The organism is Pseudomonas sp. IPO3747 (assembly GCF_013385245.1).
Taxonomy (GTDB): Bacteria; Pseudomonadota; Gammaproteobacteria; order Pseudomonadales; family Pseudomonadaceae; genus Aquipseudomonas; species Aquipseudomonas edaphica.
In genome coordinates this window covers 170,083-195,607 of sequence record NZ_JACAQL010000004.1, presented here as the reverse complement: position 1 = coordinate 195,607, position 25,525 = coordinate 170,083, and the positions used below count along the sequence as shown (strand labels likewise).

Sequence of the window (25,525 nt, the reverse complement as noted above, 5' to 3'; positions counted from 1 at the left end):
GCGATGATTTTTGGCGCATCCAAGGTGCGTCGTAGGGAAGGTAAGCAAGATGGTACAGGTGAGAGCACACCAGCCGATCAACACCGACGGCAGTATCAATCTCGAGGCATGGCTGGATCATGCCGTCAGTGTCGACCCGGCACTGGACCGTGAAGCCTTGAAAGCAGCCTGCGAGTTCGCTCGTGAGTCTGAACAGCAAGACAATGCGGCCAAGAACCTGTGGGCCGAAGGCACTTCAAGCTTTCGCACCGGGTTGGAAATCGCCGAGATCCTCGCCGATCTCAAGCTGGACCAGGATTCGCTGATCGCCGCCGTGCTTTATCGTGGCGTGCGTGAAGGGCATATCCCGTTGCCGACGGTCAGCCAGCGTTTCGGCGCGGTGGTGGCCAAGCTGATCGACGGCGTGCTGCGCATGGCCGCCATCAGCGCCAGCCTCAGCCCGCGTCAGTCCATGGTGCTGGGCACCCAGGGCCAGGTCGAAAACCTGCGCAAAATGCTGGTGGCCATGGTCGACGACGTGCGCGTCGCGCTGATCAAGCTGGCCGAACGTACCTGCGCGATCCGTGCGGTCAAGACCGCCGACGACGAAAAGCGCAACCGCGTGGCCCGCGAGGTGTTCGACATCTACGCGCCGCTGGCGCACCGCCTGGGCATCGGCCATATCAAGTGGGAGCTGGAGGATTTGTCCTTCCGCTACCTCGAACCCGATCAATACAAACAAATTGCCACGCTGTTGCACGAGCGGCGGCTCGACCGTGAGCGCTTTATCACCGACGTGATGGGCCAGCTGCGTTCCGAGTTGCAGGCCACTGGCGTCGACGCCGACATCAGCGGCCGCGCCAAGCACATCTATTCCATCTGGCGCAAAATGCAGCGCAAGGGCCTGGCCTTCAGCCAGATCTACGACGTGCGCGCCGTTCGCGTACTGGTGCCGGAAATGCGCGACTGCTACACCGCGCTGGGCATCGTGCACACGTTGTGGCGGCACATCCCCAAGGAATTCGACGACTACATCGCCAACCCCAAGGAAAACGGCTATCGCTCGCTGCACACCGCCGTGATCGGTCCCGAGGGCAAGGTGCTGGAAGTGCAGATCCGCACCCACGCCATGCACGAAGAGGCCGAGCTTGGAGTTTGCGCGCATTGGCGCTACAAGGGCACCGACGTCAAGGCCGGGTCCAACCAGTACGAAGAGAAGATCTCCTGGTTGCGCCAAGTGCTGGAATGGCACGAAGAACTGGGCGATATCGGCGGCCTGGCCGAGCAGCTGCGGGTGGATATCGAGCCGGACCGGGTCTATATCTTCACCCCCGACGGCCACGCCATCGACTTGCCCAAGGGCGCCACGCCGCTGGACTTCGCCTATCGCGTACACACCGAAATCGGCCACAACTGCCGGGGCGCCAAGATCAACGGGCGCATCGTGCCGCTCAACTACAGCCTGCAAACCGGTGAACAGGTCGAGATCATCACCAGCAAGCACGGCACGCCGAGCCGCGACTGGCTGAACCCGAACCTGGGCTACATCACCACGTCGCGGGCGCGGGCGAAGATCGTTCACTGGTTCAAGTTGCAGGCACGCGACCAGAACGTCGCGGCCGGCAAGACCTTGCTTGAACGCGAATTGGCGCGCCTGGGCCTGCCACAGGTGGACTTCGACAAATTGGCCGAAAAAGCCAACATGAAGATCGCCGAAGACATGTTCGCCGCCCTCGGTGCTGGCGACTTGCGCCTGGCGCAATTGGTCAATCTGGCCCAGCAACTGGTCGAGCCGGAGCGCGGCAGCGAGCAGTTGGAACTGATTCCGCGCAAAGCCACCGGCTACAAGCCTGGCAAGCGCGGTGATATCCAGATCCAGGGCGTGGGCAACCTGATGACGCAAATGGCCGGCTGCTGCCAGCCATTGCCGGGCGATGCCATCGTCGGCTACATCACCCAGGGGCGTGGCGTGAGCATTCACCGCCAGGATTGCGCCTCGGTGCTGCAACTGGGCGGGCGCGAGCCCGAGCGCATCATCCAGGTCAGTTGGGGCCCGGTGCCGGTGCTCACCTACCCGGTGGACATCATCATCCGTGCCTACGACCGTTCCGGTTTGCTGCGTGACGTGTCGCAAGTGCTGCTCAACGAGCGCATCAACGTGCTGGCGGTCAACACCCGCTCGAACAAAGAGGACAACACTGCGTTGATGTCCCTGACCATCGAGATCCCGGGGTTGGACGCGTTGGGGCGGTTGCTGGGGCGGATTTCCCAGTTGCCGAACATCATCGAGACTCGGCGTAATCGCACACCTTGATGCGGTCTGAAAATATCTGTGGGCTGCTTTCTGTGGGAGCCGGGCTTGCCCGCGATGCAGGCGACTCGGTCTGTCTGATAGACCGAGTCGAGGCTATCGCAGGCAAGCCAGCTCCCACATTAGATCTTCAGCGGTTCCAGACAATGGGCAGAGATTGACCGATGTATTCACTTGAAGACCTGCTGCACCTGATGAATCGCCTGCGCGACCCGCAATACGGGTGCCCGTGGGACATCAAGCAAACCTACGCGACCATCGTGCCGCACACCCTTGAAGAAGCCTACGAGGTTGCCGATGCCATCGAGCGCGGCGACTTTGATCATCTGCAAGGCGAGTTGGGCGACCTGTTGTTCCAGGTGGTGTATTACAGCCAGCTGGCGCGGGAAGAAGGGCGCTTTGAGTTTGCCGGGGTAATCGACAGCATTACGCGCAAGCTGGTTCGTCGCCATCCGCACGTATTCCCGACGGGTGATTTGTACGCGCCGCTGGATATTCCCCAGTTAAGCGAAGAACAGGTTAAAGAACGCTGGGAGCAGATCAAGGCTGAGGAGCGCGCAGAAAAATCCGACGCACCCGAGCAATTGTCCCTGCTCGATGACGTACCTGCGGCCTTGCCCGCGTTATCCCGCGCCGCCAAATTGCAAAAGCGCGCCAGCCAGGTCGGTTTCGACTGGCCGGCTGCCTTGCCGGTGGTCGACAACGTGCGTGAAGAGCTGGATGAAGTGCTCGAAGCCATGGCTGATAACGATTCGGTGGCGATCGCCGATGAGGTCGGTGACCTGTTGTTTGCGGCGGTCAACCTGGCCCGTCACCTCAAGGTCGACCCGGAAACCGCGCTGCGTGGCGCCAACGCCAAGTTCGAACGACGTTTCCGATTTATCGAACAGGCATTGCGCGATACGCACAAACCCATAGAAGATTGCACCCTCGAAGAGTTGGACGCCCTGTGGGGCGAAGCCAAACGCCAGGAAAAGAATGTGTCCAGCTGCGGTTGAGCAGTTGCCTAAGTGAGTAAGCACCATGAGCCTTTCCCTTCGCGACCAGTTGCTCAAAGCAGGTCTGGTCAACCAAAAGCAGGCCAAGCAGGTCGGCAAAGACAAACAGAAGCAGCAGCGCCTGGTCCACAAAGGCCAGATCGAGGCTGATGACACCCAGGCGCGCCTGGCCGCCGAAGCGCATGCCGAAAAGGTCAAGCGCGACCAGGAACTGAACCGCCAGCAGCAGGAAAAAGCCGAGGCCAAGGCCCGCACGGCTCAGGTTAAACAACTGATCGAAACCTCGCGCCTGCCCAAGCTGACTACCGAGGACTACTACAACTTCGTGGATGACAAGAAGGTCAAGCGCCTGTCGGTCAACACGTTGATGCGCAACAAACTGAGCAACGGCTCCCTGGCGATCGTGCACCACGGTGGCGGCTACGAGGTGATCCCGCGTGAAGCGGCGCTGAAGATCCAGGAGCGCGCACCAGAGCGTATCGTGCAGCTCAATATCCTCACCGAAAGCCAGGTGCCGGATGAGGACGATCCATACGCGGCCTACCAGATCCCGGATGATCTGATGTGGTAAGGCGTTAAAAACAACAAACCCCGCTCAAAAGGCGGGGTTTGTGTTTTTAACCTGCAGCTTCAGCCGATCACCAATCCACTGCATAACTCACGCTGAAGGTACGCCCTTCAGCGTTCGGGTACGGCGCACGGGCGTTGGCCTGGGCAAACATGTTCTGGTAATTGCGGTTACTGAGGTTGTAGATCGCGCCTTCCAGGCGACCGACTGGCAACCTGACCGAACCGAGCAGATCGACCAGCGTATAACCTTTGATATCGCGGCCGTTGTTGTCTTTGGCCGCGGCATCATAGTCGGCCAGTTGCATGCCTTGCAGGCGCAGGCTGTAGTCGCCACGGTCATAGCCGACAAAGGCGGTGGTCTTGGCAGGCGAGATACGTGTGGCGGGCAGGTCGATCCATTTGCCGTTTTGCTGGGTCTCGCCTTTGGCGTAGGCGTACGTGCCGCCTACCGACCATTGATCGGTGACGTTGTAGGTCAGGCTGGTTTCGATGCCGCGCACGCGCTCTTTCTGGTTGATCAGGCGCAACACACGGTCATTGGCATCATAGAACTGGGTGACGTCCGAAGTGTTCTCATACGCGGTGACGTTGGCCAGCCACTTGTCCCAGTTGCCACGCCAGCCCAGCTCGTAACTGTCGACCTTGAGGGCTTGGGCGTTCAGGTCCTGGATGTCGTATTTGCTGTTGACGTCCCGCAGGAAGCGCTGGATATCCGGCAGGGAAAACCCCTGGCTGAAATTGACGAACACGTCCTGGTTTTCGTTCAGGTGGTACACGGCACCCAGGTTATAGAGCGTGTCATCGTATTTGAGGGTGCCGCCCGGCAGTGTGGCGCGGTTGCCGGTCTGCACGATCTCGCCGTAGGCAATGCTGTCGGACACTTCGCTTTCGATCCACTCACGACGGATGCCGCCACGTAAGGTCCAGTCATCGATATCGTAGGACAGCTGACCAAAAATGGCTTTGGTGCTGGTTGCGATGTCCGGGCCCATCTCAAAGGTGGTGCCGGTCTTGGTATAGCTCAGGCCGTTGACCCGGTATTGGTCACCGCGTTGGCGCGAGGTTTCATGGTCATAGTCGGCGCCCCAGACCAGATTACCGGTCGCCGAGCCGATGTCCGGCATTTGTGTATCAATCGCTGCCCGCACACCATAGACGTCTTGCACACTGTTGTTGTCGGACACCCCGGCACGACCGCGAGACAGGTCCGGGAAGAACAGTGCATCGGCACGCCGCCAGTAACTTTCGACCTGCAAGCCCTGGCCGTAGAAGTCCTTGTCGGCGTAATTGAGGTTGACCGCCTGGTTGTGGGTGAAGGGTTGGTCATCCAGGTCCAGGCCTTTTACCGCGACGGCAGTGCTGGTGATGCGTGGGTTCTTGGTGTAGCGGGTGTCCTGTTCATCTTTATAGTCTTGCAGCGACAGACTGATCTTCTTGTCGTCATCCAGCTCGTAGCCGAAGCGACCTTGCAGGTCGTAGGTGTCGGTGTCCATGTTGCTGCCCTGGGACGTGTCCTGGGGAATGCGTTTGCCGTTACCGTCGAACTGGTCGTTGCGTTGCACCGTATTGCCCGACACATACCAGTCCACCGGGCCTTTGCGGCCGGTGGCACTTTGGAAGGCTTCGTAGGAAAACCCCTTGTGGCTGAAATTGTTACCGGCGGTCATGCCGATCTTGCTGCTGAAGGCCAGGTCTTCGCCTTTGTTGCGCTTGGTAATGATGTTGATGATGCCGCCTGAGGCGCCGGCTCCGTAGACGCTGCTGGCGCCGGAAATCACTTCGATGCGCTCGATGCTTTCCGGTGCCACGCTGTTGAGCTGGCGGAAGTTGTCACGCGTGGCGTTCTGGGACACGCCATCAATCAGGATCAGCGTGTTGCGCCCGCGCAGCGTTTGGCCGAAGTTGCTCATGCCACCGCTGGAGGGTGCTATGCCCGGGACCAGTTGCCCGAGGATATCGGCAACCCGGCGTCCTGCTGCTGTCTGCTGGCGGATCTGTGCTTCGTCGATGACCTGCACCGAGCCTGGGATCGCGGCAATGCTGGTTTCACTGCGAGTGGCCGAAACGACCGTCGCCTGCAATTGCAGGTTGGTAGCCGCCGCTGGCGCGTCTTCAGGTTGATCGGCCCAGACAGGCGCGCTTATCGAACCGAGCAGGGGCAGCAGGACGGCCCATTGTGATTTGTTCATGATCTTGCCTTTGAGTTATTAGAAGTATTGACAGAAAAATCGGTAGTCTCAGGTGTTCGGGTGAACGAACGGATGGCGCGGATACCCAGGGCCGCCAAGGCATAGGTCAGTGCCACCAGCCAAAAGCTGTGCGCCAAGCCCACCATTGCCATGCCGACGCCTCCCAACAGCGCACCGCACAACGCGCCACCTTTTGCGGCGCTATTGCCCAGGCCCAAGGCAAACCCCTGCTGGCTGGGTGCAACGGTGTTGGCGATCAACGTGTAGGCGACCGGCAGCAGCGCGCCTTGCCACACGCCCCACAGCAGCCGGCTGGCGAGGAACCCCAGCCATTCACCGGCCATCGCCGTGAAGGCCAGCGTCAAGGCGCAAAACCACGTGACCCATTCGATGATGCGTAATGTTTGCGCCGCGGGGTGTCGGTCAAACAGGCGGCCCCACAGCGGCGCGGACAGCGCGAGCGTCAGTGCGCTGGCGGCGTAGCTGGCGCCGATCAGCCAGGCAGGAGCGTGTAGAACATCGGCGACGTACAGGGCATAAAACGGTTGGGGCATCATCTTGGCGGCCTGGATCAGCACGATGATGGCGAGCATTGCGCCGAGCCAGCCTTTGGGCAGTGCCGTAGGCGTTGAGGCGCGTACCGGTCTTGAGCGCGGCGCATCGCTGGGTAGAAACAGGCTGATCAGCGCGCACAGCAGGCAGACCGCCGTGGCGCTGTAGCACAGCAACGCGAAACCTGAAATATCCATCAGCCAGCCACCCAGCACCGGCCCGGCCAGCGAGCCCACGGCGGTGGCCGATTGCAGCCGCGCCAGAATGTGCCCGCGCCCACCTTCGGCGCAGTACGCCAGCGCATAGGCTTGGGCCGCTGCAATAAAACCTGCCAGCGCGCCTTGCGCCACGCGGATGACCACCAGCAGCCACGGGTCGGTGGTGACAGCGGCCAGCGCCTGGCATACCGCCAGGGCCAGCAGCGCGCGAATGATCATCGGCTTGTGGCCGGTACGATCACCCAGGCGCCCCCACATTGGCGTGAGGATCATCGCCGCCATCATCGGCCCGGCATATACCAGCGACGACAGCAGGCCGGTGTACTGGGCGTTGGCAACGCCCAGCAGTTTCTGGATCTGCAACGGCCAGAAGGGGCCGCTCATCTCCATGGCGCCCATCGACACCAACTGAATCACCACCAACAGACGCAATGCAGTGTTGTTAGCCGACATTGGCGGCAGTGCTCAGCGGGTTCGGCAGGCGTCCGACGATATCGGCGTGGCTTTCCATCAGGCGCATGCGCATAAACGACTTGGCTGGCCAGTCCTGCTCCAGCAGCGCGGCACGTTCGGTCTGCCAACGTTGGGGTTCGACCTGGCTGCGCAAATTATCGAAACACTCGCGGACCTGGGCTGACAGCTCGTCCCACAGCAGCCCCTCCGGAATATCGAAATGGCGCGCACTGAGCAATACCAGTTCGCCCAAGTGGCACATGAACACGGTGTGCAGCAACTTGTCGCGCACGAAGCCGGCATCGTCGTACAAGGTCATCTTCGGGTCGTGCAGTTCGATGTCGAGGCCATGGGCATGCAAGGTCTTGCGGTCGATGCGGATATCACCGAAATCACGCAGCAACAGGCGGTTTGCTTGCCCGTTTGTGCCCATGACCATAAAGGAGTTCTGCTGATGGGCCTCGAAGGCCACGCCATAACGCAAGTACATGCCCAGCAGTGCCGGCACTGCAATCGATGCATAGTCTTTAAAAAACGCCTGCATGGCCTGCGCGTCATCAGCGCCTTTGCTCAGGCGTACCCACTGCTTGAGCAAGGGTTGCCCATGCTGATCAATGGCAAACAGGCTGCCTACCGGAATGGCCATTTCGCCCGGTTCGAGCAGGCTCTGCGGGTTGTCACGGTACAGGACGGCCAGGTGCCGGGAGTGCTCGTCATTGGCAGGTTGTGGTTGGAAATGCACGCCGAGTCGTTCGGGCACGATGCTGAGAATAGGTTGAATCTGCGGTTCGCGTGTCAGGATGGTTTGCAGTAAATGGCTGATCCGTGGCCCCATGCGCGCGGAGCGTGGCGACACTGTGCGCTGCACACTGGTCAAGCGCAGCGACACGGGAAGTTTAACCATTGGCGCGTCGCACCGGCCTTCAGGCAACACGGTCCTGAATGACATGGTGGGGTGGGCGGTGAACGCGACGATGTCGGTCAGCACCAGCAGCCTGTCACCGATTTCATTGGCGAACAGTTGCGGCAGCTCTTGGCGAGCTTGCCAAGGGTGAGCGGGCATCGGCAGGTAGTCGCCAGCCTCAAGGCCTTGAGCGCTTAAGTGCGCTGTCAGTTGGCGGGCGGCCTGCGGGAAGTGGTTTTGCCACCACTGCCAGTAATCTGCAGTACCGGCCAGGCTTTCGACATGGGCGAACTGGCGGTGCAGCGCGCAGAGTAATACCGGGAAGCGCGCCTCGAACTCCGGCGAGAATTCAATCACCTGCTCTGTACCCAGGCCCAACTTCGTCTTGTAGTTGGGGTGCCATGGATGGCCCAAGGTGCCCCACTGCTCGAGTACTGATGTCGGGTTGGAAACGCTTGGGTTGTTTTTGAGGTAGCTGAGCAAATTGTTTTGATGCGCGGGGGCCATTGCGGCGTGCAGCTCGAGGGTCCACTGCTCGTGGAAGGCGAGGCACAGCGTATCGTTGATAAAGCTGTCGTCTATCTCCCGGTTGAGGCGGCTCAAGACGTCTGGGGCGGCAGATGATTCGAGGCTGCTGTTGAGTAATGTCAGCAACTGCGAGGGGAATCGGATTTTTTGTTCGGGCTGGCCAGCGCGCAGGACACTCACCGTGCCGCGCAAATCCCAGCTGGCCATGCGGCCTGGGCGCAGGTGATCAAAACATAGGCGGGTGTGGTCGGGTAGCTCCAGCCAGCAGCGATTGTGTTCGTCATAAGTGCGTGTGGTGGGGTTGAGCAGGCCTTCACGGAAGAGGGCTTGGATCAGGCGCTGGAAGCTGCGTTCGGCGGCAGGTGCGAGGGTATCGATCAGGGCATCAAGCGTGACGTGCTTAGCCAGGAATTGGCGAGTGGAGAGTGCTTCACCCCAGCGTTCCAGCAGTAGTTTTTCCGGTGTGGCGACCTGTCCGTGCATCAAATCGAACTCCTTATCCGTAGGGCTGAGTGAAAAGCGAACGGATACTATCGAGAATCATTACCAAATGTCTATTTGTTGTTACGCTTTTTGCGGAAACGATTATTCAGGGGCGAAAGGAGGGCGGTTCGAAGCCGGAGAGAGCGACCATGCAGGTCTGGAATCAGGGTTGAAGGGGCTAAGTCAGGCTGGTTCAGTGTCTTTGAGGTGACTTGTAGTACGAAGCCTGAGGTTCTGTAGGGTGTATCTGCTTTCATGCGGTCGTGGCAGAACACAGGAAAACGGTGGCTGTTAGAAACGAAAAACCCCGCTCAAAGGCGGGGTTTTTGTGTGTAGGCACACCAGCTGCTGTGTGGGGCTGGGTGACTGGCAGATTTCAGAGTTTCAGGAGCCGTCGGCTTGGCGTTTCATCTCAAGAGATTCGAGCTCGTTTTTATAATTGTGGGCTTCGTTCTCGTTGTGGAACATGCCGACCAGTTGGTCTTGTTGATGTACATCCCAGATGTGAATCCCATGGCCCAGTGCTTCGTGAGACATGTGTGCATCGTCGCGTTCAGTTACTTTTACAGTCATCTGCTTGCTCCAATCTCTGGTTGATCTGCGGCAAGTCGTCGCAGGCCTCTTTTATATGTTTTGTTAGCTTGCTAAGTAAACCGATTTTGCGCGCAACTATTTATTGCAGGAAATGCAACAGTGCTGCAGGCCACGCAAATCGCGACATTGCGTCGCAGGGTGCTGAGTTTTATGACAAAAGTTTCATGTTCGGATGGGCTTAAAGTCTTGTGGTGACCGTGTTGGCCCTCTCGCAGGCAAGCCAGCTCCCACATTTGAAATGCATTCACCTGTGGGAGCTGGCTTGCCTGCGAGAGCGGTAGTGGTTTCAACACAAAACCTCCAGGCGAAAAAAAGCCCCGCATTCAGCGAGGCTCTTTTTAATCACATCACGGTATCAGCTACCTTTGATAGCCTGGCCATCAACGGTACCGTCCTGCAGCATGATGTTGTATTCCTTGCCGTCGGTTTCCACCTGGCGCAAGGCTACCAAAATGCCGCCCAGGTCCTTGGCAAACCACATCTGGGTGATGCGCTTGCTTTGCGTCGGGTCACGTACACGTTCAACCTTGATCGCATCGATGGCGCCGACCTTGGTCTGGACCTTTTCCGGGCCAATCACGCGGAAGTCGTAGGTGTCGGTGTCGGTGCCTTCAACGACGATGTAGCTCATGCTCTTCTTGCCGGCCGCCACATCGCGTTGCAGTGCCAACTGGTAAGTCGACTTGTCGAGCATGCCGCTTTGCAGGGCGACGTTGACCGGGTCTTTGTTTTCAAAGCCGGTGACTTTCTTGGCCGTCTGGTCGAAGTCCAGGTTGATCTTCTTCGACTTACCCAGGCCGCCACGTTCGAAGCTGTAGCTCACGGGCTGCAGGGCATCTTTGTCGAGGCGGATCACACTGGTTTCGGTGAGGCTGGCGATCATCATGGATGCCTTGAAATTCAAGGTCCACGAGCCATTGTCATTCTTGACCAGGCTGCGTTCGGCCGAACCGCTCATGGGCAACTGTTTCCAGTCGGCGGTGTAGCTGGCGGAGAACGGGTGAAGGTCTGCTGCTTGCACGGCGGGCAAGGCGAACAGCGCAAAAGCGAAGAGCAGGGCGCGACGCATAAAATCTCCTAGGTTCGAATCAAGTGGCCGCTGGCCGCGAGTAACTGACCGTCCAATAATGCACCCTGTTCGCCGAGAATCAATCGTCCCTCGGCAAACCAGCGAACAGCCAGCGGGTAAATCCTGTGTTCCTGGGTGTGAACCCGTTGCGCAAGTGTCTGCGCCGAATCTGCAGACTCTACCGGAACCACTGCCTGTACGACCAGAGGCCCGCCATCGAGTTCCTCGGTGACAAAGTGCACGCTGCAGCCATGCTCCGTGTCGCCGGCCTCGAGGGCGCGTTGGTGCGTGTGTAACCCTTTGTATTTGGGCAGCAGGGACGGGTGGATATTGAGCAGGCGCCCTTGGTAGTGCCGCACGAAATCGGCGCTGAGGATGCGCATGAAGCCGGCAAGGACCACGAGTTTGGGGTTGAAGGCGTCGATCAGTTCGATCAAGGCACTGTCGAAGGCCTCGCGACCTTCGAAAGCCTTGTGATCCAGGGAGCGGGTGTCGATACCCGCGTCCCTGGCGCGTTGCAGGCCGTAGGCGTCGCTGCGGTTGGAGATCACCGCAGCGATGCGCACCGGGCTATCGCCGGTGCGCGTGCTGTCGATCAGGGCCTGCAAGTTACTGCCGGTGCCGGAGAGCAGCACCACGACATCACAGGTCTCAGGCATCAGTGAGCCTTGAGGTTCTTCAGTTCAACCTGGGCCGCGCCTTCTGGAGCGGTTGCGATCTGGCCGATAACCCAAGGCTGCTCGCCCGCTTCACGCAGTACGTTCAGCGCGGTTTCAACGTGCTCTTGAGCCACGCAGATAACCATGCCTACGCCGCAGTTCAGTACGCGGTGCATTTCGGTTTCGTTGACGTTGCCTTGCGCTTGCAGCCAGTCGAACACGGCAGGACGGGTCCAGCTTGCCACGTCGACAATCGCCTGTGCGCCTTTTGGCAGCACGCGCGGGATATTGTCCAGCAGGCCGCCACCGGTGATGTGGGCCATGGCTTTAACGGCGCCGGTGTCTTTGATCAGCTTGAGCAACGGCTTCACGTAGATACGGGTCGGGGCCATCAGCAGGTCGGTCAGCGGCTGGCCGTCGAGCTGGGTATTCTCGATGTCGGCGCCGGACACTTCGATGATCTTGCGGATCAGCGAGTAGCCGTTGGAGTGCGGGCCGGACGATGGCAGGGCGAGCAGGGCGTCACCGGCTGCGACTTTGGAACCGTCGATGATTTCAGCTTTTTCGACAACACCGACGCAGAAACCGGCCAGGTCGTAGTCTTCACCTTCGTACATGCCTGGCATTTCAGCGGTTTCGCCGCCGACCAGAGAGCAACCCGACAGCTCGCAGCCGGCGCCGATGCCGGTGACCACTTGAGCAGCGGTGTCCACGTTCAGCTTGCCGGTGGCGTAGTAGTCGAGGAAGAACAGCGGCTCTGCGCCACACACCACCAGGTCGTTGACGCACATGGCAACCAGGTCAATACCGATGGTGTCGTGCTTGTTCAAGTTCAGCGCCAGGCGCAGCTTGGTGCCCACGCCGTCGGTGCCGGACACCAGCACAGGCTGCTTGTAGCCGGCCGGGATTTCGCAGAGGGCGCCAAAACCGCCCAGGCCGCCCATGACTTCGGGGCGCGCAGTGCGCTTGGCGACGCTCTTGATGCGTTCGACCAATGCTTCACCGGCGTCGATGTCTACACCGGCGTCCTTGTAGCTCAGGGAGGGTTGCTTGCTCATGATCCAGGCCTTTAGGGGGGATTTCTGGGTAACGACCGAGCCGGCAGGCGCTTTTGGTAAAAGGCCCAGCCGCTGACGGTCTGCGAAGGCGCGCGATTTTATCAGGCTTGAGGGGCAGCGGCCATCCTCGGGCCGACGGGCAGGGCCATATAGGTTAAAAAAGCCGGTTAAAAAAATGCTAAACGTGCCGGTAATGGCGTGTATTAAGGTATAGCCTTTAACCCGCTATCGTTATGACAGTACAAAAACTGCCATGACCCTGTGAATGTTTTACCGGCTGCTGTGGTCACAGCCTTGCCAAGCCGAGTTCACGCGGTCTGTTCCAGCCGCTAAATTTGTCGTTCGGGAATCTTCCATGCGTCTGTGTAATTTCTTCTTTGTAGGCTGCTTGTCGTTGGTCAGCCTGGCGAGTCATGCCGAAACCCTCAATGGCCTTTATCAAGTACTTGAACCGGTTGTCAGCCAGTCGCCCCAAGAGCGTGACCAGGCCACCCAGCGCGCGGTGCAAACCCTGGTGATCCGCCTGACCGGCGATGCCAAGGCTGCCGACGGCCCAGGCCTGGCGGCGATTCGCAAAGACCCGCAGCAAATCATCAGCCAATACGGCTACGACGCCGGCCCGCCGGAAAGCCTGCAAGTAGACTTCGACCCTGTGAGCACTGATCGCGCATTGCGTGAGGCCGGCCTGTCGATCTGGGGCAGCAATCGGCCGTCGATCCTCGGCTGGTGGCTCAACGATTCCACTGACGGCAGCAGCCTGGTCGGTGATGGCCAGGCGATAGCCGGTGCACTGCGCCGTGCCGCACAACACCGCGGCTTGCCGTTGCGTTTGCCCTTGGGTGACCTGGATGAGCAGGTCGTCGCCACTGCACCGAATCTGGAAAGTGCCGATGCCACGCCCTTGCGCGCCGCCTCCGAACGCTACGGCGCCGACGCGTTGCTGGCCGTGCACGCGCGCCAGGAAGGCAGCCAGTGGCAGGCCAAATGGCGCCTGTGGCTGGGCGACAAAAGCGAGCAGGGCACCGCCCAGGGCGCTGACACTGGCGCGGTGGCCGATGCCGTGATGTTGGCGGTCAGTCAAAAACTGGCACCGCGTTTTGCCGTCAAGCCAGGTGTGAGCACCGAACAGTTGCTCGAAGTGCAGGGCATGAATCTGGAGCGCTATGCCGCTTTGGGCCATCTGCTTGAACCCTTTGGCGCTCAGCCACAGCGGGTGGATGGCAATCGCATTGTGTATCGGGTCAACGGCAGTGCCGATCAGTTGCGCACTCAGTTGAGCCTGGCCAAGTTGCAGGAAGTGCCTGCGGGCGAAGCGCCGGTTCAACCGCCGGTGGCCGATGGTACGCAGCCGCCGGCTGCCCCGGAGCCCCAGGCGCAGTTACGTTTTCGTTGGTAGGTGATCTTCCTTCTATATAGATAGAAGGAAACAAATGATAGATGGAGTGGTTTATGGCGGATACGCGTCGTTGGGTGTGGCTTGGTGGGGTTGTCCTGCTGTGCGTTTTTGTGTTCTTGCTGCATTCGATCCTGACGCCGTTCCTGGTGGCGTTGCTGCTCGCCTATCTGTTCGATCCCGTGGTGGATCGACTGGAGAAAATCGGCATGTCGCGCACCTGGGGTGTGGTGACGGTGTTTGCGCTGTTCACATTGATTATCACGGTGCTGGTGTTGGTGTTGGTGCCGATGCTGGCCAAGCAGCTGTTCCGTCTCTATGAGCTGGCGCCGCAAATGCTCGACTGGTTGCAGCACACGGCGATGCCGTGGGCTCAGGCCAAGCTGGGGCTGGCGGATGGCTTCTGGAAGTTCGACAAGGTCAAGGCCGCGATCAGTGAGCATATGGGCCAGACCACCGACATTGTCGGTGTGGTGCTCAGCCAGGCCACGGCCTCCAGCCTTGCATTGATCGGCTGGCTGACCAACCTGGTGCTGATCCCGGTGGTGGCGTTCTACCTGCTGCGTGACTGGGACATCATGATGGCCAAGATCCGCAGCCTGCTGCCACGCAATAACGAAGAGCGCATCGTTTCCCTGGCACAAGAGTGCCATGAGGTGCTCGGCGCGTTTGTACGCGGTCAGTTGCTGGTAATGCTGGCGCTGGGGATCATCTATGCCGCCGGCTTGATGGCGATTGGTTTGGAGCTGGGACTGTTGATCGGCTTGATCGCCGGCTTGGCCGCCATCGTGCCGTACATGGGCTTTGTGATTGGCATCGGCGCCGCGCTGGTGGCCGGGCTGTTCCAGTTTGGCGGCGACCTGTACCCGATGCTTGGGATCGTGGCGGTATTCATGGTCGGCCAGGCTTTGGAAGGCATGGTACTGACGCCGTTGCTGGTGGGTGACCGCATTGGCTTGCACCCGGTAGCGGTGATCTTTGCGATCCTGGCGGGTGGTGAGCTGTTTGGCTTTACTGGCATCTTGCTTGCGCTGCCGGTGGCGGCGGTGATCATGGTGTTGGTGCGTCACGTCCATGATCTATATAAGGATTCGGATGCGTATACCGGGGTTGAAGACCCGGACCTGTAACCGTTTCGCAACAAACCCGGCCTAAGCCGGGTTTGTTGTTTCTGGGGCGGGGTGTCAAACAAATTGCGCAAATCGCCCCAAGTTAACGCAAACCTTTGATTTTGCTTGTGGTCTGCTGCATTGTGCGCCCGGCTTCACGGGTATAAACTTTGCAAACTTTACACAGAGGCCACTAACGGTTCGTTTGGAGCCGTTCAGTCAGCATGAAACCGATTCAGCTGCCCTTGGGTGTGCGTCTGCGTGACGACGCCACCTTTATCAATTACTACCCAGGCGCCAATGCCGCTGCACTCGGCTATGTCGAGCGACTCTGCGAAGCCGACGCCGGGTGGACTGAAAGCCTGATCTATCTGTGGGGCAAACACGGCGTGGGGCGTACCCACCTGTTGCAGGCCGCGTGCCTGCGCTTCGAGCAGATGGGCGAGCCGGCGGTTTACTTGCCGCTGGCTGAGCTGATGGACCGTGGCATCGGCATCTTCGACCACCTTGAGCAATACGAACTGGTGTGTCTGGATGACCTGCAGGCCATCGCCGGCAAGGCAGATTGGGAAGAGGCGCTGTTTCACCTGTTCAACCGCCTGCGTGACAGCGGCCGGCGCTTGTTGATTGCTGCGTCCACCTCGCCGCGTGAGCTGCCGGTGAAACTGGCTGATCTCAAGTCACGCCTGACCCTGGCGCTCATCTTTCAAATGCGCCCACTCTCCGACGAAGACAAGCTGCGTGCCCTGCAATTGCGTGCATCGCGTCGTGGCCTGCACCTGACCGATGAGGTCGGGCACTTTATCCTTACCCGTGGCACCCGCAGCATGAGCGCGTTGTTCGATTTGCTCGAACAGCTCGATCAGGCCTCGCTGCAGGCCCAGCGCAAGCTGACCATTCCGTTTCTCAAGGAAACCCTCGGCTGGTAGCCAGCCCTTGTCCAGTGGGGTTTTCGGCAACTTCCAGGCGCCAGAAAACCTGCGTTTTGGCCGGTTTGGCCACGCAACAGGCATGAATAGGGTGTTAAGGGCTTAGATGTCATAGTCCAAACCAGAAGTCACATAGATCACGATTGAATTTGCAAATCGATGTGATAGAGGGCATAGTCTCGACTTCTTTACACATCAGCCACGGTCGTGCCCATGCTAAATCGCTTCGCACCCCTCGTGCCTCTCGCACTCGTTACCCTGTTGTTTGGTTGCGCCACCCACACTCAAAACGTGGCTGAGCAGCAAAAACCACAGGTTCAAAATCAGGCAAAGTTCGTTGCAGCGCAGTCTTCTACTGTCTATGAAGAAGCTCTTTATAAAGAAGAGCAGGCTACTGAGAAAGAACTGGCTGCCTTCGCCGGCAACAAGCCTTACCAGCTTCCCGTTCTGGCCGACAGTATCCTCGAACGCGGCATGTCCCTGATCGGTACCCGTTACCGTTTCGGCGGTACCTCTGAAGCCGGTTTCGACTGCAGCGGCTTTATCGGCTACCTGTTCCGTGAAGAAGCCGGCATGAATTTGCCACGCTCGACACGCGAAATGATCAACGTGGATGCACCGTTGGTCGCACGCAACAACCTCAAGCCCGGTGATCTGCTTTTCTTTAGTACGGCAGGCCGTGGTCGTGTAAGTCACGCCGGTATCTACTTGGGCGATAACCAGTTTATCCACTCCAGCAGCCGTCGCAGTGGCGGTGTTCGAGTCGACAACCTGGGTGACAGCTACTGGAGCAAAACCTTCATCGAAGCCAAGCGCGCCCTCGCCATGGCCCCGACTACGGTTACCGCTAGTAAGTAAAGTTAAAGTGATACTTGAAGTTTGACGCGTAAGCGCTAGAATCCCTGGACATTGTTGTAATCCGTTCGCGCGAGCTTTGCTTGCGCGTTCTGGTTTTCAGCGTTCGGCAGCGAAAGCCGCATCCAGATCAGGATTGTTCTGCCCATGTCGACCTCAGCCCGCCTCATTCTTCTTGTTTGCGCCGCGCTCCTCAGCGCCTGCGCAAGCCGTCCACCGCCGCCTGCGCCTGTCGCGGTCAAGCCCAGGCCGGTGTTCAACTATTCGACCCAAAATTTCTCGCCAGCTGCCGAAGACGTGCTCTTCCGTGCGCTGGGCCTGGTCGGCACGCCTTACCGTTGGGGCGGCAACACCCCGGACTCCGGGTTCGATTGCAGCGGCCTGATCGGCTTTGTGTACCGTGACGCCGCCGGCATCAGCCTGCCGCGCACCACCCGCGAACTGATCGTGATGCGCGCTCAGGATGTGAGCGAAAACAACCTGCAAACCGGCGACCTGATCTTCTTCGCCACCGGCGGCGGCTCGCGAGTAAGCCACGCAGGTATCTACGTGGGTGAAGGGCGATTCGTACACGCCCCGCAAACGGGCGGTACGGTGAAGCTGGACACCTTGTCCAAGGCCTATTGGCAGAATGCCTACCTGAGCGCCAAGCGCGTGTTGCCGGCAAGCCTGGCGCGTAATCCTTAAGCCACTCGGGCCCAAGTGTCTGAGCCGGCTTGTGTGGGAGCTGGCTTGCCTGCGATTCAGGCGGCTCGGTCTGTCAGTTAAACCGAGGCGATTCCATCGCAGGCAAGCCAGCTCCCACATGGGCCCCATACAAGGCAGTTACTTAACCGCCGACACCCGCCACACCTTATTCCCCACATCATCGGCCACCAGCAAATCCCCTTGCTGATCAATCACCACGCCCACCGGCCGGCCCATGGCTTTTTCGTCTTTATTGAGAAACCCGGTCAGCACGTCCACCGGCTGCCCCTTGGGTTGCCCACCCTCGAACGGCACGAAGATCACCTTGTAGCCACTGTGCGGTTTGCGGTTCCACGAACCATGCTGGCCAATAAAAGCGCCGTTGCTGAACTGTGCCGGGAGTTTACTGCCCTCGGCAAACGTCAACCCAAGGGACGCGGTATGCGGCCCCACGGCATAGTCCGGGGCGATGGCCTTGGCGACCAGGTCGGGGTTTTGCGGTGAGACCCGCACGTCCACATGTTGGCCGTAGTAACTGAAGGGCCAGCCATAAAACGCGCCATCCTTGACCGAGGTGATGTAGTCCGGCACCAGGTCGCTGCCGATTTCGTCGCGCTCGTTGACCGCCGTCCACAGCTTGCCGCTCTGCGGTTCCCAGGCCATGCCATTGGGGTTGCGCAAACCGGAGGCAAAGATACGGTGCTGGCCCGTGGCGCGGTCGACCTCCCAGATCGCCGCTCGGCCTTCCTCCGCCGCCAGGCCATTCTCACCGACATTGCTGTTGGAGCCGACACTCACATACAACCTGCTGCCGTCCTTGCTGGCCACCACATTTTTGGTCCAGTGGTGGTTGATACTGCCGCCCGGCAGGTCGATCACCTTGGTGCCGGCCTCCTTGATCGCGGTTTCACCCGGCTGGTAAGGGAAGCGCAGCAGCTTGTCCGAATCGGCGACGTACAGGTCGTTACCCACCAGGGTCATGCCAAACGGTGAATTGAGGTTCTCCAGAAACACCGTGCGCGTCTCGGCCACGCCATCATGGTCGGCATCGCGCAGCAGTGTGATGCGGTTCGGGCTCGGCACGCCCGCGCCCGCGCGGCCCATGACCTTCTCCATCACCCAGCCACGAATGCCCGTGGCGTCTTCCGGTTTGGGTGGCGAATTGGTTTCGGCTACCAGCACATCCCCGTTAGGCAAAACGTAGAGCCAGCGCGGGTGATCCAGGCCTTCGGCAAATGCCGCTACTTGAGTCCCGGCAGCGGCTGTCGGCTTGGCACCCTCCGGCCAGCCGATCGCCGGGGCGATGTTTACGGTGGGGATCAGGGTTTTGTTCGGCTCCGGCAGGTTGGGCGATGGCCCGGTGCCGTCCGAGACCTGCAGGGTAGAGCTTTCACCGCAGGCGGCGAGGGTGCCTGCCAGCATGATCAGTAAGGCGAGTCTGGTTTTGTACATGGTTTTCTCCTTAATACCTGTAAAGGTAGAGAAGCGCGGCAGTCGGATGGTTCAAGTGCAAGGCCAGCTTTAATTGACGCTCCACCCCCAACCCACTAACCTTCGCGGCTTGTTCCAGGTGCTCTGTGGCCCATGTGCCGACAGAGTGAAACAGGGAAGCCGGTGAGTGAGCGCGTTTGTACACAGCGCAGCCGCAATTCCGGCGCTGCCCCCGCAACGGTAAATGAGTCAAAACGGTGCCTTTTGCCACTGTATCCGCGTGATATGGGAAGGCGCGCCGTTGGCCTGCTCGCGCTATCAGCAGAGCGCCACTCATGAGCCCGGAGACCGGCCTGGATCATCCAACAGCATCACGGTGGGCGATGCTTGGCTGTCTGTTTTTCTTTTTCCTGCCCGCCGTTTTTGTCCAGCCCCAACGGAGAGCTGCCATGACTGATTCCCCCGACCGCGACGAACGCCACCTGGCGCGCATGCTGCGCAAAAAAGCCGTGATCGACGAGCGTATCGCCAATTCCCCAAACGAATGCGGCTTGCTGCTGGTGCTGACCGGTAACGGCAAAGGCAAAAGCAGCTCGGCATTCGGCATGCTCGCCCGCGCCATGGGCCACGGCATGCAGTGCGGCGTGGTGCAGTTCATCAAGGGGCGTAACAGCACCGGCGAAGAGTTGTTCTTCCGGCGTTTCCCCGAGCAAGTGCGTTTCCATGTAATGGGCGAAGGCTTCACCTGGGAAACCCAGGACCGCCAGCGCGACATCGCCGCCGCCGAAGCCGCCTGGGCAGTTTCCCGCGAATTGCTGCAAGACCCGTCCATCGGCCTGGTGGTGCTGGACGAGTTGAACATCGCCCTCAAGCACGGCTACCTCGATCTGGACCAGGTGCTCAGCGACCTGCAGGCCCGCCCACCCATGCAGCACGTTGTGGTGACTGGCCGTGGCGCCAAGCCTGAACTGATCGAAATGGGCGACACCGTCACCGAAATGGGCATGCTCAAGCACGCGTTCCAAGCCGGTATCAAGGCACAGAAGGGCGTCGAACTTTGAATCAGCCCCGTCATTGCCCAGCCGTATTGATCGCCGCACCGGCGTCCGGCCAGGGCAAAACCACCGTCACCGCCGCGCTCGCCCGCTTGCACCGCAACCTGGGGCGCAAGGTGCGCGTGTTCAAATGCGGGCCGGATTTTCTCGACCCGATGATCCACGAGCGCGCCAGCGGTGCGCCGGTGTATCAGTTGGACATGTGGATGGTGGGCGAGCAAGAAAGTCGCCGCTTGCTGTGGGAAGCAGCCGGCGAGGCTGACCTTATTCTCATCGAAGGCGTAATGGGGCTGTTTGACGGCACACCGTCGAGCGCCGACCTGGCGCGGCACTTTGGTGTGCCGGTGCTCGGGGTCATTGATGGCACCGCCATGGCCCAGACCTTTGGTGCCTTGGCCTTGGGCCTGGCGCGCTACCAGCCGGACTTGCCATTCGCCGGTGTGCTGGCCAACCGTGTCGGCACCCTGCGTCATGCGCAGCTGCTCGAGGGCAGCCTCACCGAAGGCCTGCGCTGGTATGGCGCGTTGTCCCGTGAAACGGGGATTGAATTACCGAGTCGTCACCTGGGCCTGGTGCAAGCCAGTGAACTCAATGACCTCGATGCGCGCCTGGACGCCGCAGCCCAGGCGCTGGGCAGCAGCTGCGAAGTGGCGTTGCCGCCGCCGGTGACGTTCGCCGCGCCGCAACTGATTGAGGCTGAGCCGCTGTTGGCCGGTGTGCGTATTGCCGTAGCCCGTGATGAAGCCTTCGCTTTTACCTACGGCGCCAGCCTGGATCTGTTGCGGGCAATGGGCGCTGAGTTGAAGTTTTTCTCGCCGATCCATGATCACCAATTGCCCGACGCCGACAGCCTGTACTTGCCCGGCGGCTATCCCGAATTGCATCACCAGGCACTGTCTGAAAACACCCGGATGCTTGCGGCTATTCGCACCCATCATGCGGCTGGCAAACCACTGCTGGCTGAATGTGGCGGCATGCTCTACCTGCTGGATTCGCTCACCGATGTGGACGGCGCCCGTGCCGAACTGGTCGGTCTGCTGCAAGGCGATGCGGTGATGCAAAAGAAACTTGCCGCCCTGGCCCTGCAAAGTGTCGAGTTGCCCGAAGGCGTGCTGCGCGGCCATACCTATCACCATTCCCTGACCAGCACCGAATGGCAGCCGATTGCCCGCGGCCTGAGCCCCAATGGCGGGCGCGGGGCGGAGGCGGTGTATCGGCAGGGGCGGATGACGGCTTCTTATGTGCACTTTTATTTTCCGTCGAATCCAACGGCGGTGGCCGCACTCTTCGCGCCGAGCATTGAGACCGCTATCGCAGCGATGCGGCGACCCGATAAGCCAGCTCCCACAGGGGAATGCATTGCAAATGTGGGAGCGGGCTTGCCCGCGATAGGGCCATGACGGACAACGCCTATCCCCAAGCCGACCGCGACGCCGTCTACCGCGCCATCGCCGAACGCCGCGACATGCGCCACTTCACCGGCGGCACGGTCGCGCCCGAATTGCTGCACCGCCTGCTCCAGGCCGCACACCAGGCGCCCAGCGTGGGCTTGATGCAACCCTGGCGGTTTATCCGCATCAGCGACCGTCAACTGCGTGGGAATATTCAGCAATTGGTGGAGGAAGAACGCGTGCGCACCGCCGAAGCCCTGGGCGAGCGCTCCGACGAATTCATGAAGCTCAAGGTCGAAGGCATCCACGACTGCGCCGAAGTATTGGTGGCCGCGTTGATGGACGACCGCGAGCGCCATATTTTTGGCCGGCGCACCTTGCCGGAGATGGACATGGCGTCGCTGTCCTGCGCGATCCAGAATCTCTGGCTGGCCGCCCGTGTCGAGGGCATTGGTATGGGCTGGGTCTCGCTGTTCGAGCCACAAGCCCTGGCCGACCTGCTGGGCCTGCCGCCCGGCGCCAAACCCCTGGCCGTCTTGTGCCTGGGCCCGGTGGCCGAGTTCTACCCGGCACCGATGTTGCAACTCGAAGGCTGGACCGAACCACGGCCGCTGAGTGACATGTTGTATGAGAATGTGTGGGGAGTGAGTCAATGAGTGTGGCCTTGCTGTGTGTCGCTGCGGTGGCGCTGGATGCGCTGCTGGGTGAACCCAGGCGCTGGCATCCGCTGGTGGCGTTCGGCAATTTCGCCGGGCGCATCGAGCAACGTTTCAACACCGGTGGCCGTGGCTGGCGCAGCCACGGCGTGACCGCATGGTTTATCGCCGTGGTGCCGCTGACACTGCTGGCGACCGCGTTATCGTGGGCGCCCTATATCGGCTGGGTCCTGGAAATCCTGGCGCTGTACCTGGCGCTCGGCATGCGCAGCCTGGGTGAACATGTGATCCCGGTTGCGCAGGCGTTGCGCAGCGGTGACCTGGATGAAGCGCGCAAACGTGTGAGTTATCTGGTCAGTCGCCAGACCAGCGAGCTGGACAGCACCGAAGTCGCCCGCGCCGCCACCGAGTCAGTGCTGGAGAACGGCAGCGACGCGGTATTCGCCGCGTTGTTCTGGTTTGTGGTCGCCGGTGTGCCGGGCGTGGTGCTGTACCGCCTGAGCAATACCCTCGACGCCATGTGGGGCTATCGCAACGAACGCTTCGAGCGCTTCGGCTGGGCAGCCGCCAAGATCGACGATGTACTCAACTATATTCCTGCACGGCTGGTGGCGCTGACCTACGCCGTTTTAGGCAAAACTCGCTTGGCGCTCAGATGCTGGCGCACCCAAGGCCCCACCTGGGACAGTCCCAACGCGGGTCCGGTGATGGCGGCCGGGGCGGGCGCCCTGGGCGTCGAGCTGGGTGGCGCGGCGATCTATCACGGCGAGCTGCATCAGCGTCCGCAGTTGGGCGAAGGCCCGGCCGCCGATGCCGACGCCATCGACCGTGGCTGGCAACTGGTGCAGCGTGGCGTTTGGTTATGGCTGTTGATCCTCTGCGCGGGGGCGCAATTGTATGCTTGAGCACGGTGGGCGCCTGCGTAAGGCGGTGATTGAATACGGGATTGCCGAGGCCGATTGGCTTGACCTGTCCAGCGGCCTCGCGCCCTGGCCCTGGTCGATCCCGGACATCCCGCTGCGCGCCTGGGCGCGTTTGCCGGAAGCCGACGACGGCCTGGAAAAGGCCGCCTGCGACTATTACGGTGCCGCCCACCTGCTGCCGGTGCCGGGCTCCCAGGCCGCGATCCAGCTGCTGCCGCGTCTGCGCCGCTCCGGCAAGGTTGGCGTGTTGTCGCCCTGTTACGCCGAGCACGCCGAAGCCTGGCGCCGCGCCGGGTATGTGGTGCGCGAAGTGCAGGAGCAGGAAGTCGACTTCTTTCTCGACAGCCTTGACGTGCTGGTGGTGGTTAACCCCAACAACCCCACCGGCCTTAGCCTGAGCCCGCAACGCCTGCTGGACTGGCACGCGCGGCTGGCCCAACGCGGCGGTTGGCTGGTGGTGGACGAGGCATTCATGGACGTCACACCAGAGCTCAGCCTGGCCAGCCACACCCATCATGTCGGCCTGATTGTATTGCGCTCGTTCGGCAAATTTTTCGGCCTGGCCGGTGTGCGCCTGGGCTTCGTGCTGGCTGAGCGCCGGTTGCTGCGGCTGTTGGCCGAGCAGGTTGGGCCGTGGGCCGTCAGCGGGCCGACCCGCGTGCTCGGGCAAGTGTGCCTGCGTGATACCGCCGGGCAGGTTCGTCAGCGTGAGCGCTGTGTCGAAGCGGGCCGGCGCTTGTTTGACCTGCTCGAACGCCACGGCTTTCAACCCCACGGTGGCTGCGCCCTGTTCCAGTGGCTGATCACCCCGCACGCCGAACGCATGCATGAATTCATGGCCCAGCGCGGCATTCTGCTGCGCCTGTTTGTCCACGACAGCAGCCTGCGCTTTGGCTTGCCCGATACCGAGGCAGATTGGCTGCGACTCGACGAAGCCCTGGCTGTCTACAAGGAAGCACCATGAGTACGCTGATGGTGCAAGGCACCACCTCCGACGCGGGCAAAAGTACCCTGGTGACCGCGCTGTGTCGCTGGCTGGTGCGCCAAGGCATCGCGGTGGCGCCGTTCAAGCCGCAGAACATGGCGCTCAACAGTGCCGTGACCGCTGAAGGTGGCGAGATCGGCCGCGCCCAGGCGGTGCAAGCCCAGGCCGCCAACCTGGCGCCACACACTGACATGAACCCGGTGCTGCTCAAACCCAACAGCGACACCGGCTCCCAAGTCATCATCCATGGCCGCGCCGTGACCAGCATGAACGCCGTGGCCTATCACGACTATAAAGCCATCGCGATGCAGGCGGTGCTAGCCTCTCACACACGGCTGAGCGCGGCTTACCCGGTGGTGATGGTGGAAGGCGCGGGGTCGCCCGCCGAGATCAATCTGCGCGCCAATGACATTGCCAATATGGGTTTTGCCGAGGCTGTGGATTGCCCGGTGCTACTGATTGCCGACATCAATCGCGGCGGCGTGTTCGCCCACCTGGTCGGCACTCTGGAATTGCTTTCGCCAACCGAACAGGCGCGGGTCAAGGGCTTCATTATCAACCGTTTTCGCGGCGACATCGCCTTGCTGCAGCCTGGCCTCGACTGGTTGGAAGCGCGCACCGGCAAGCCAGTGGTGGGCGTACTGCCCTACGTGATGGACCTGCACCTGGAAGCCGAAGACGGCATCGACCAGCGCCAGATCGACAAGGCCGCCCAAGTGCTCAAGGTGGTGGTGCCGGTATTGCCGCGCATCAGCAACCACACCGATTTCGACCCGCTGCGCCTGCACCCGCAGGTGGATTTGCAGTTTGTCGGGCCGGGCCAGCCGATTCCGCCTGCCGACCTGATTATCCTGCCGGGCTCCAAAAGCGTGCGCAGTGACTTGGCCTATTTGCGCGCCAACGGCTGGGACACTGCCGTGGTGCGGCACTTGCGTTATGGCGGCAAGGTGCTGGGGATTTGCGGCGGCTTGCAGATGCTCGGCGAGCAGCTGCATGACCCGCTCGGGCTGGAAGGGCCGGCTGGCTCCAGTGAAGGCTTGGGGCTGTTGGCGTTCAGTACGACGCTGGAGGAAGAGAAGCAGCTGCGCAATGTGCGTGGGCGCTTGTTGCTGGAAGATGCCGAGGTCAGTGGTTATGAGATCCACGCCGGCGTGACTTGCGGTGAAGCGCTGGCGAACGCCGCCGTGCGGTTGGATGACGGCCGCAGTGACGGCGCCCAGAGTGCCGACGGGCAGATTCTCGGCACCTACCTGCATGGCCTGTTCGAAAGCCCCGCGGCGTGCAGCGCCTTGTTGCGCTGGGCTGGGTTGCAGGATGTGCAGGAGGTGGATTACCACGCCTTGCGCGAGCGCGATATCGAGCGTTTGGCGGACCTGGTGGAAAATCATCTGGATACCGCGTTGTTGCGCAAGCTATGCGGGCTCTGACGGTGTACACCCAGTCCAAATGTGGGAGCTGGCTTGCCTGCGATGGCGGTTTGTCGGTGTACATATCCCTCAGCTGGGTAACGGCCACTTATGGTTCCGCTCTTACAGCGGGTCACTTT

At 60.9% G+C, this 25,525-nt stretch carries 22 protein-coding genes and 1 riboswitch; of the genes, 14 read left to right on the top strand and 8 right to left on the bottom strand.

Going from position 1 to position 25,525, the window contains the following annotated elements; translation table 11 throughout:
• The first annotated feature begins 49 nt into the window (after positions 1 to 49).
• From relA to HX790_RS07855, 3 genes are all read left to right on the top strand, one after another.
• Positions 50 to 2,293, top strand: coding sequence for a GTP diphosphokinase (gene relA, locus HX790_RS07865; RefSeq protein WP_017134872.1), 2,244 nt, complete (start codon positions 50 to 52; stop codon positions 2,291 to 2,293).
• 161 nt (positions 2,294 to 2,454) lie between these two features.
• Entirely contained in the window at positions 2,455 to 3,288 is an 834-nt protein-coding gene (gene mazG / locus HX790_RS07860; protein ID WP_017134873.1) for a nucleoside triphosphate pyrophosphohydrolase, read from the top strand.
• A 25-nt stretch (positions 3,289 to 3,313) separates the two neighbouring features.
• On the top strand, positions 3,314 to 3,859 hold the full coding sequence (locus HX790_RS07855; protein ID WP_017134874.1) for a DUF2058 domain-containing protein: 546 nt from the start codon (positions 3,314 to 3,316) through the stop codon (positions 3,857 to 3,859).
• 67 nt (positions 3,860 to 3,926) lie between these two features.
• Here HX790_RS07855 and HX790_RS07850 read toward each other — a convergent pair whose 3' ends face one another.
• The 7 genes from HX790_RS07850 to purM all read right to left on the bottom strand — a co-directional run bounded on the left by HX790_RS07850 (position 3,927) and on the right by purM (position 12,565).
• Entirely contained in the window at positions 3,927 to 6,047 is a 2,121-nt protein-coding gene (locus tag HX790_RS07850; RefSeq protein WP_099548854.1) for a TonB-dependent receptor, read from the bottom strand.
• Positions 6,044 to 7,270, bottom strand: coding sequence for an MFS transporter (locus HX790_RS07845; RefSeq protein ID WP_099548855.1), 1,227 nt, complete (start codon positions 7,268 to 7,270; stop codon positions 6,044 to 6,046). The genes HX790_RS07850 and HX790_RS07845 overlap by 4 nt, the downstream gene beginning before the upstream one ends.
• Positions 7,260 to 9,185 (bottom strand): IucA/IucC family siderophore biosynthesis protein, encoded by a 1,926-nt coding sequence (locus tag HX790_RS07840; RefSeq protein WP_176991402.1) that lies wholly within the window; start codon positions 9,183 to 9,185, stop codon positions 7,260 to 7,262. The genes HX790_RS07845 and HX790_RS07840 overlap by 11 nt, the downstream gene beginning before the upstream one ends.
• Before the next feature lie 384 nt (positions 9,186 to 9,569).
• Positions 9,570 to 9,758 (bottom strand): hypothetical protein, encoded by a 189-nt coding sequence (locus tag HX790_RS07835; protein WP_138449000.1) that lies wholly within the window; start codon positions 9,756 to 9,758, stop codon positions 9,570 to 9,572.
• 376 nt (positions 9,759 to 10,134) lie between these two features.
• Complete coding sequence (locus HX790_RS07830; RefSeq protein ID WP_017134879.1) at positions 10,135 to 10,848, bottom strand: DUF3108 domain-containing protein; 714 nt, start codon at positions 10,846 to 10,848, stop codon at positions 10,135 to 10,137.
• Between the two features lie 8 nt (positions 10,849 to 10,856).
• On the bottom strand, positions 10,857 to 11,507 hold the full coding sequence (gene purN, locus HX790_RS07825; RefSeq protein ID WP_017134880.1) for a phosphoribosylglycinamide formyltransferase: 651 nt from the start codon (positions 11,505 to 11,507) through the stop codon (positions 10,857 to 10,859).
• On the bottom strand, positions 11,507 to 12,565 hold the full coding sequence (purM, locus tag HX790_RS07820; protein WP_017134881.1) for a phosphoribosylformylglycinamidine cyclo-ligase: 1,059 nt from the start codon (positions 12,563 to 12,565) through the stop codon (positions 11,507 to 11,509). The genes purN and purM overlap by 1 nt, the downstream gene beginning before the upstream one ends.
• Positions 12,566 to 12,920: 355 nt before the next feature.
• Between purM and HX790_RS07815 the strand changes: the two genes are divergently transcribed.
• The 5 genes from HX790_RS07815 to HX790_RS07795 all read left to right on the top strand — a co-directional run bounded on the left by HX790_RS07815 (position 12,921) and on the right by HX790_RS07795 (position 17,538).
• Complete coding sequence (locus HX790_RS07815) at positions 12,921 to 13,961, top strand: DUF2066 domain-containing protein (RefSeq protein ID WP_176991401.1); 1,041 nt, start codon at positions 12,921 to 12,923, stop codon at positions 13,959 to 13,961.
• Positions 13,962 to 14,014: 53 nt separating this feature from the next.
• Positions 14,015 to 15,088 carry an AI-2E family transporter gene (locus HX790_RS07810; protein WP_026013513.1) on the top strand — a complete coding sequence of 358 codons (1,074 nt, stop codon included), beginning with the start codon at positions 14,015 to 14,017 and terminating at the stop codon, positions 15,086 to 15,088.
• Between the two features lie 203 nt (positions 15,089 to 15,291).
• Positions 15,292 to 15,996, top strand: a complete 705-nt coding sequence (gene hda, locus HX790_RS07805) for a DnaA regulatory inactivator Hda (RefSeq protein WP_017134884.1) — start codon at positions 15,292 to 15,294, stop codon at positions 15,994 to 15,996.
• Between the two features lie 213 nt (positions 15,997 to 16,209).
• A complete protein-coding gene (locus HX790_RS07800) occupies positions 16,210 to 16,854 on the top strand; it encodes a C40 family peptidase (protein ID WP_017134885.1) in 645 nt (214 codons plus the stop codon).
• Between the two features lie 144 nt (positions 16,855 to 16,998).
• A complete protein-coding gene (locus HX790_RS07795; protein ID WP_017134887.1) occupies positions 16,999 to 17,538 on the top strand; it encodes a C40 family peptidase in 540 nt (179 codons plus the stop codon).
• Positions 17,539 to 17,676: 138 nt separating this feature from the next.
• On the opposite strand, the gene HX790_RS07790 is transcribed toward HX790_RS07795, so the two are convergent.
• Positions 17,677 to 18,990, bottom strand: coding sequence for a sorbosone dehydrogenase family protein (locus tag HX790_RS07790; protein WP_176991400.1), 1,314 nt, complete (start codon positions 18,988 to 18,990; stop codon positions 17,677 to 17,679).
• A 99-nt stretch (positions 18,991 to 19,089) separates the two neighbouring features.
• Positions 19,090 to 19,341, top strand: a riboswitch (cobalamin riboswitch).
• A 77-nt stretch (positions 19,342 to 19,418) separates the two neighbouring features.
• Here HX790_RS07790 and cobO point away from each other — a divergent pair.
• Genes cobO through HX790_RS07760 form a run of 6 tightly spaced genes read left to right on the top strand, consistent with a single transcriptional unit; the run spans position 19,419 to position 25,406 of the window.
• Complete coding sequence (cobO, locus tag HX790_RS07785; RefSeq protein WP_010208674.1) at positions 19,419 to 20,030, top strand: cob(I)yrinic acid a,c-diamide adenosyltransferase; 612 nt, start codon at positions 19,419 to 19,421, stop codon at positions 20,028 to 20,030.
• Positions 20,027 to 21,424 (top strand): cobyrinate a,c-diamide synthase, encoded by a 1,398-nt coding sequence (locus HX790_RS07780; RefSeq protein ID WP_099548859.1) that lies wholly within the window; start codon positions 20,027 to 20,029, stop codon positions 21,422 to 21,424. The genes cobO and HX790_RS07780 overlap by 4 nt, the downstream gene beginning before the upstream one ends.
• A complete protein-coding gene (gene bluB / locus HX790_RS07775) occupies positions 21,421 to 22,071 on the top strand; it encodes a 5,6-dimethylbenzimidazole synthase (RefSeq protein ID WP_169984844.1) in 651 nt (216 codons plus the stop codon). Before HX790_RS07780 ends, bluB begins: the two co-directional genes overlap by 4 nt.
• A complete protein-coding gene (gene cbiB, locus HX790_RS07770; RefSeq protein ID WP_017134891.1) occupies positions 22,068 to 22,976 on the top strand; it encodes an adenosylcobinamide-phosphate synthase CbiB in 909 nt (302 codons plus the stop codon). Before bluB ends, cbiB begins: the two co-directional genes overlap by 4 nt.
• Positions 22,969 to 23,958 (top strand): threonine-phosphate decarboxylase CobD, encoded by a 990-nt coding sequence (gene cobD, locus HX790_RS07765; protein ID WP_017134892.1) that lies wholly within the window; start codon positions 22,969 to 22,971, stop codon positions 23,956 to 23,958. The genes cbiB and cobD overlap by 8 nt, the downstream gene beginning before the upstream one ends.
• Positions 23,955 to 25,406: a cobyric acid synthase gene (locus tag HX790_RS07760; protein ID WP_017134893.1), complete on the top strand. Its 1,452-nt coding sequence runs from the start codon at positions 23,955 to 23,957 to the stop codon at positions 25,404 to 25,406. The genes cobD and HX790_RS07760 overlap by 4 nt, the downstream gene beginning before the upstream one ends.
• The last annotated feature ends 119 nt before the right edge of the window (positions 25,407 to 25,525 follow it).

Coding starts and splice junctions, on each gene's coding strand:
- relA (WP_017134872.1), top strand. CDS start 50: ATGGTACAGGTGAGAGCACACCAGCCGATCAACACCGACGGCAGTATC.
- mazG (WP_017134873.1), top strand. CDS start 2,455: ATGTATTCACTTGAAGACCTGCTGCACCTGATGAATCGCCTGCGCGAC.
- HX790_RS07855 (WP_017134874.1), top strand. CDS start 3,314: ATGAGCCTTTCCCTTCGCGACCAGTTGCTCAAAGCAGGTCTGGTCAAC.
- HX790_RS07850 (WP_099548854.1), bottom strand. CDS start 6,047: ATGAACAAATCACAATGGGCCGTCCTGCTGCCCCTGCTCGGTTCGATA.
- HX790_RS07845 (WP_099548855.1), bottom strand. CDS start 7,270: ATGTCGGCTAACAACACTGCATTGCGTCTGTTGGTGGTGATTCAGTTG.
- HX790_RS07840 (WP_176991402.1), bottom strand. CDS start 9,185: ATGCACGGACAGGTCGCCACACCGGAAAAACTACTGCTGGAACGCTGG.
- HX790_RS07835 (WP_138449000.1), bottom strand. CDS start 9,758: ATGACTGTAAAAGTAACTGAACGCGACGATGCACACATGTCTCACGAA.
- HX790_RS07830 (WP_017134879.1), bottom strand. CDS start 10,848: ATGCGTCGCGCCCTGCTCTTCGCTTTTGCGCTGTTCGCCTTGCCCGCC.
- purN (WP_017134880.1), bottom strand. CDS start 11,507: ATGCCTGAGACCTGTGATGTCGTGGTGCTGCTCTCCGGCACCGGCAGT.
- purM (WP_017134881.1), bottom strand. CDS start 12,565: ATGAGCAAGCAACCCTCCCTGAGCTACAAGGACGCCGGTGTAGACATC.
- HX790_RS07815 (WP_176991401.1), top strand. CDS start 12,921: ATGCGTCTGTGTAATTTCTTCTTTGTAGGCTGCTTGTCGTTGGTCAGC.
- HX790_RS07810 (WP_026013513.1), top strand. CDS start 14,015: ATGGCGGATACGCGTCGTTGGGTGTGGCTTGGTGGGGTTGTCCTGCTG.
- hda (WP_017134884.1), top strand. CDS start 15,292: ATGAAACCGATTCAGCTGCCCTTGGGTGTGCGTCTGCGTGACGACGCC.
- HX790_RS07800 (WP_017134885.1), top strand. CDS start 16,210: ATGCTAAATCGCTTCGCACCCCTCGTGCCTCTCGCACTCGTTACCCTG.
- HX790_RS07795 (WP_017134887.1), top strand. CDS start 16,999: ATGTCGACCTCAGCCCGCCTCATTCTTCTTGTTTGCGCCGCGCTCCTC.
- HX790_RS07790 (WP_176991400.1), bottom strand. CDS start 18,990: ATGTACAAAACCAGACTCGCCTTACTGATCATGCTGGCAGGCACCCTC.
- cobO (WP_010208674.1), top strand. CDS start 19,419: ATGACTGATTCCCCCGACCGCGACGAACGCCACCTGGCGCGCATGCTG.
- bluB (WP_169984844.1), top strand. CDS start 21,421: ATGACGGACAACGCCTATCCCCAAGCCGACCGCGACGCCGTCTACCGC.
- cbiB (WP_017134891.1), top strand. CDS start 22,068: ATGAGTGTGGCCTTGCTGTGTGTCGCTGCGGTGGCGCTGGATGCGCTG.
- cobD (WP_017134892.1), top strand. CDS start 22,969: ATGCTTGAGCACGGTGGGCGCCTGCGTAAGGCGGTGATTGAATACGGG.
- HX790_RS07760 (WP_017134893.1), top strand. CDS start 23,955: ATGAGTACGCTGATGGTGCAAGGCACCACCTCCGACGCGGGCAAAAGT.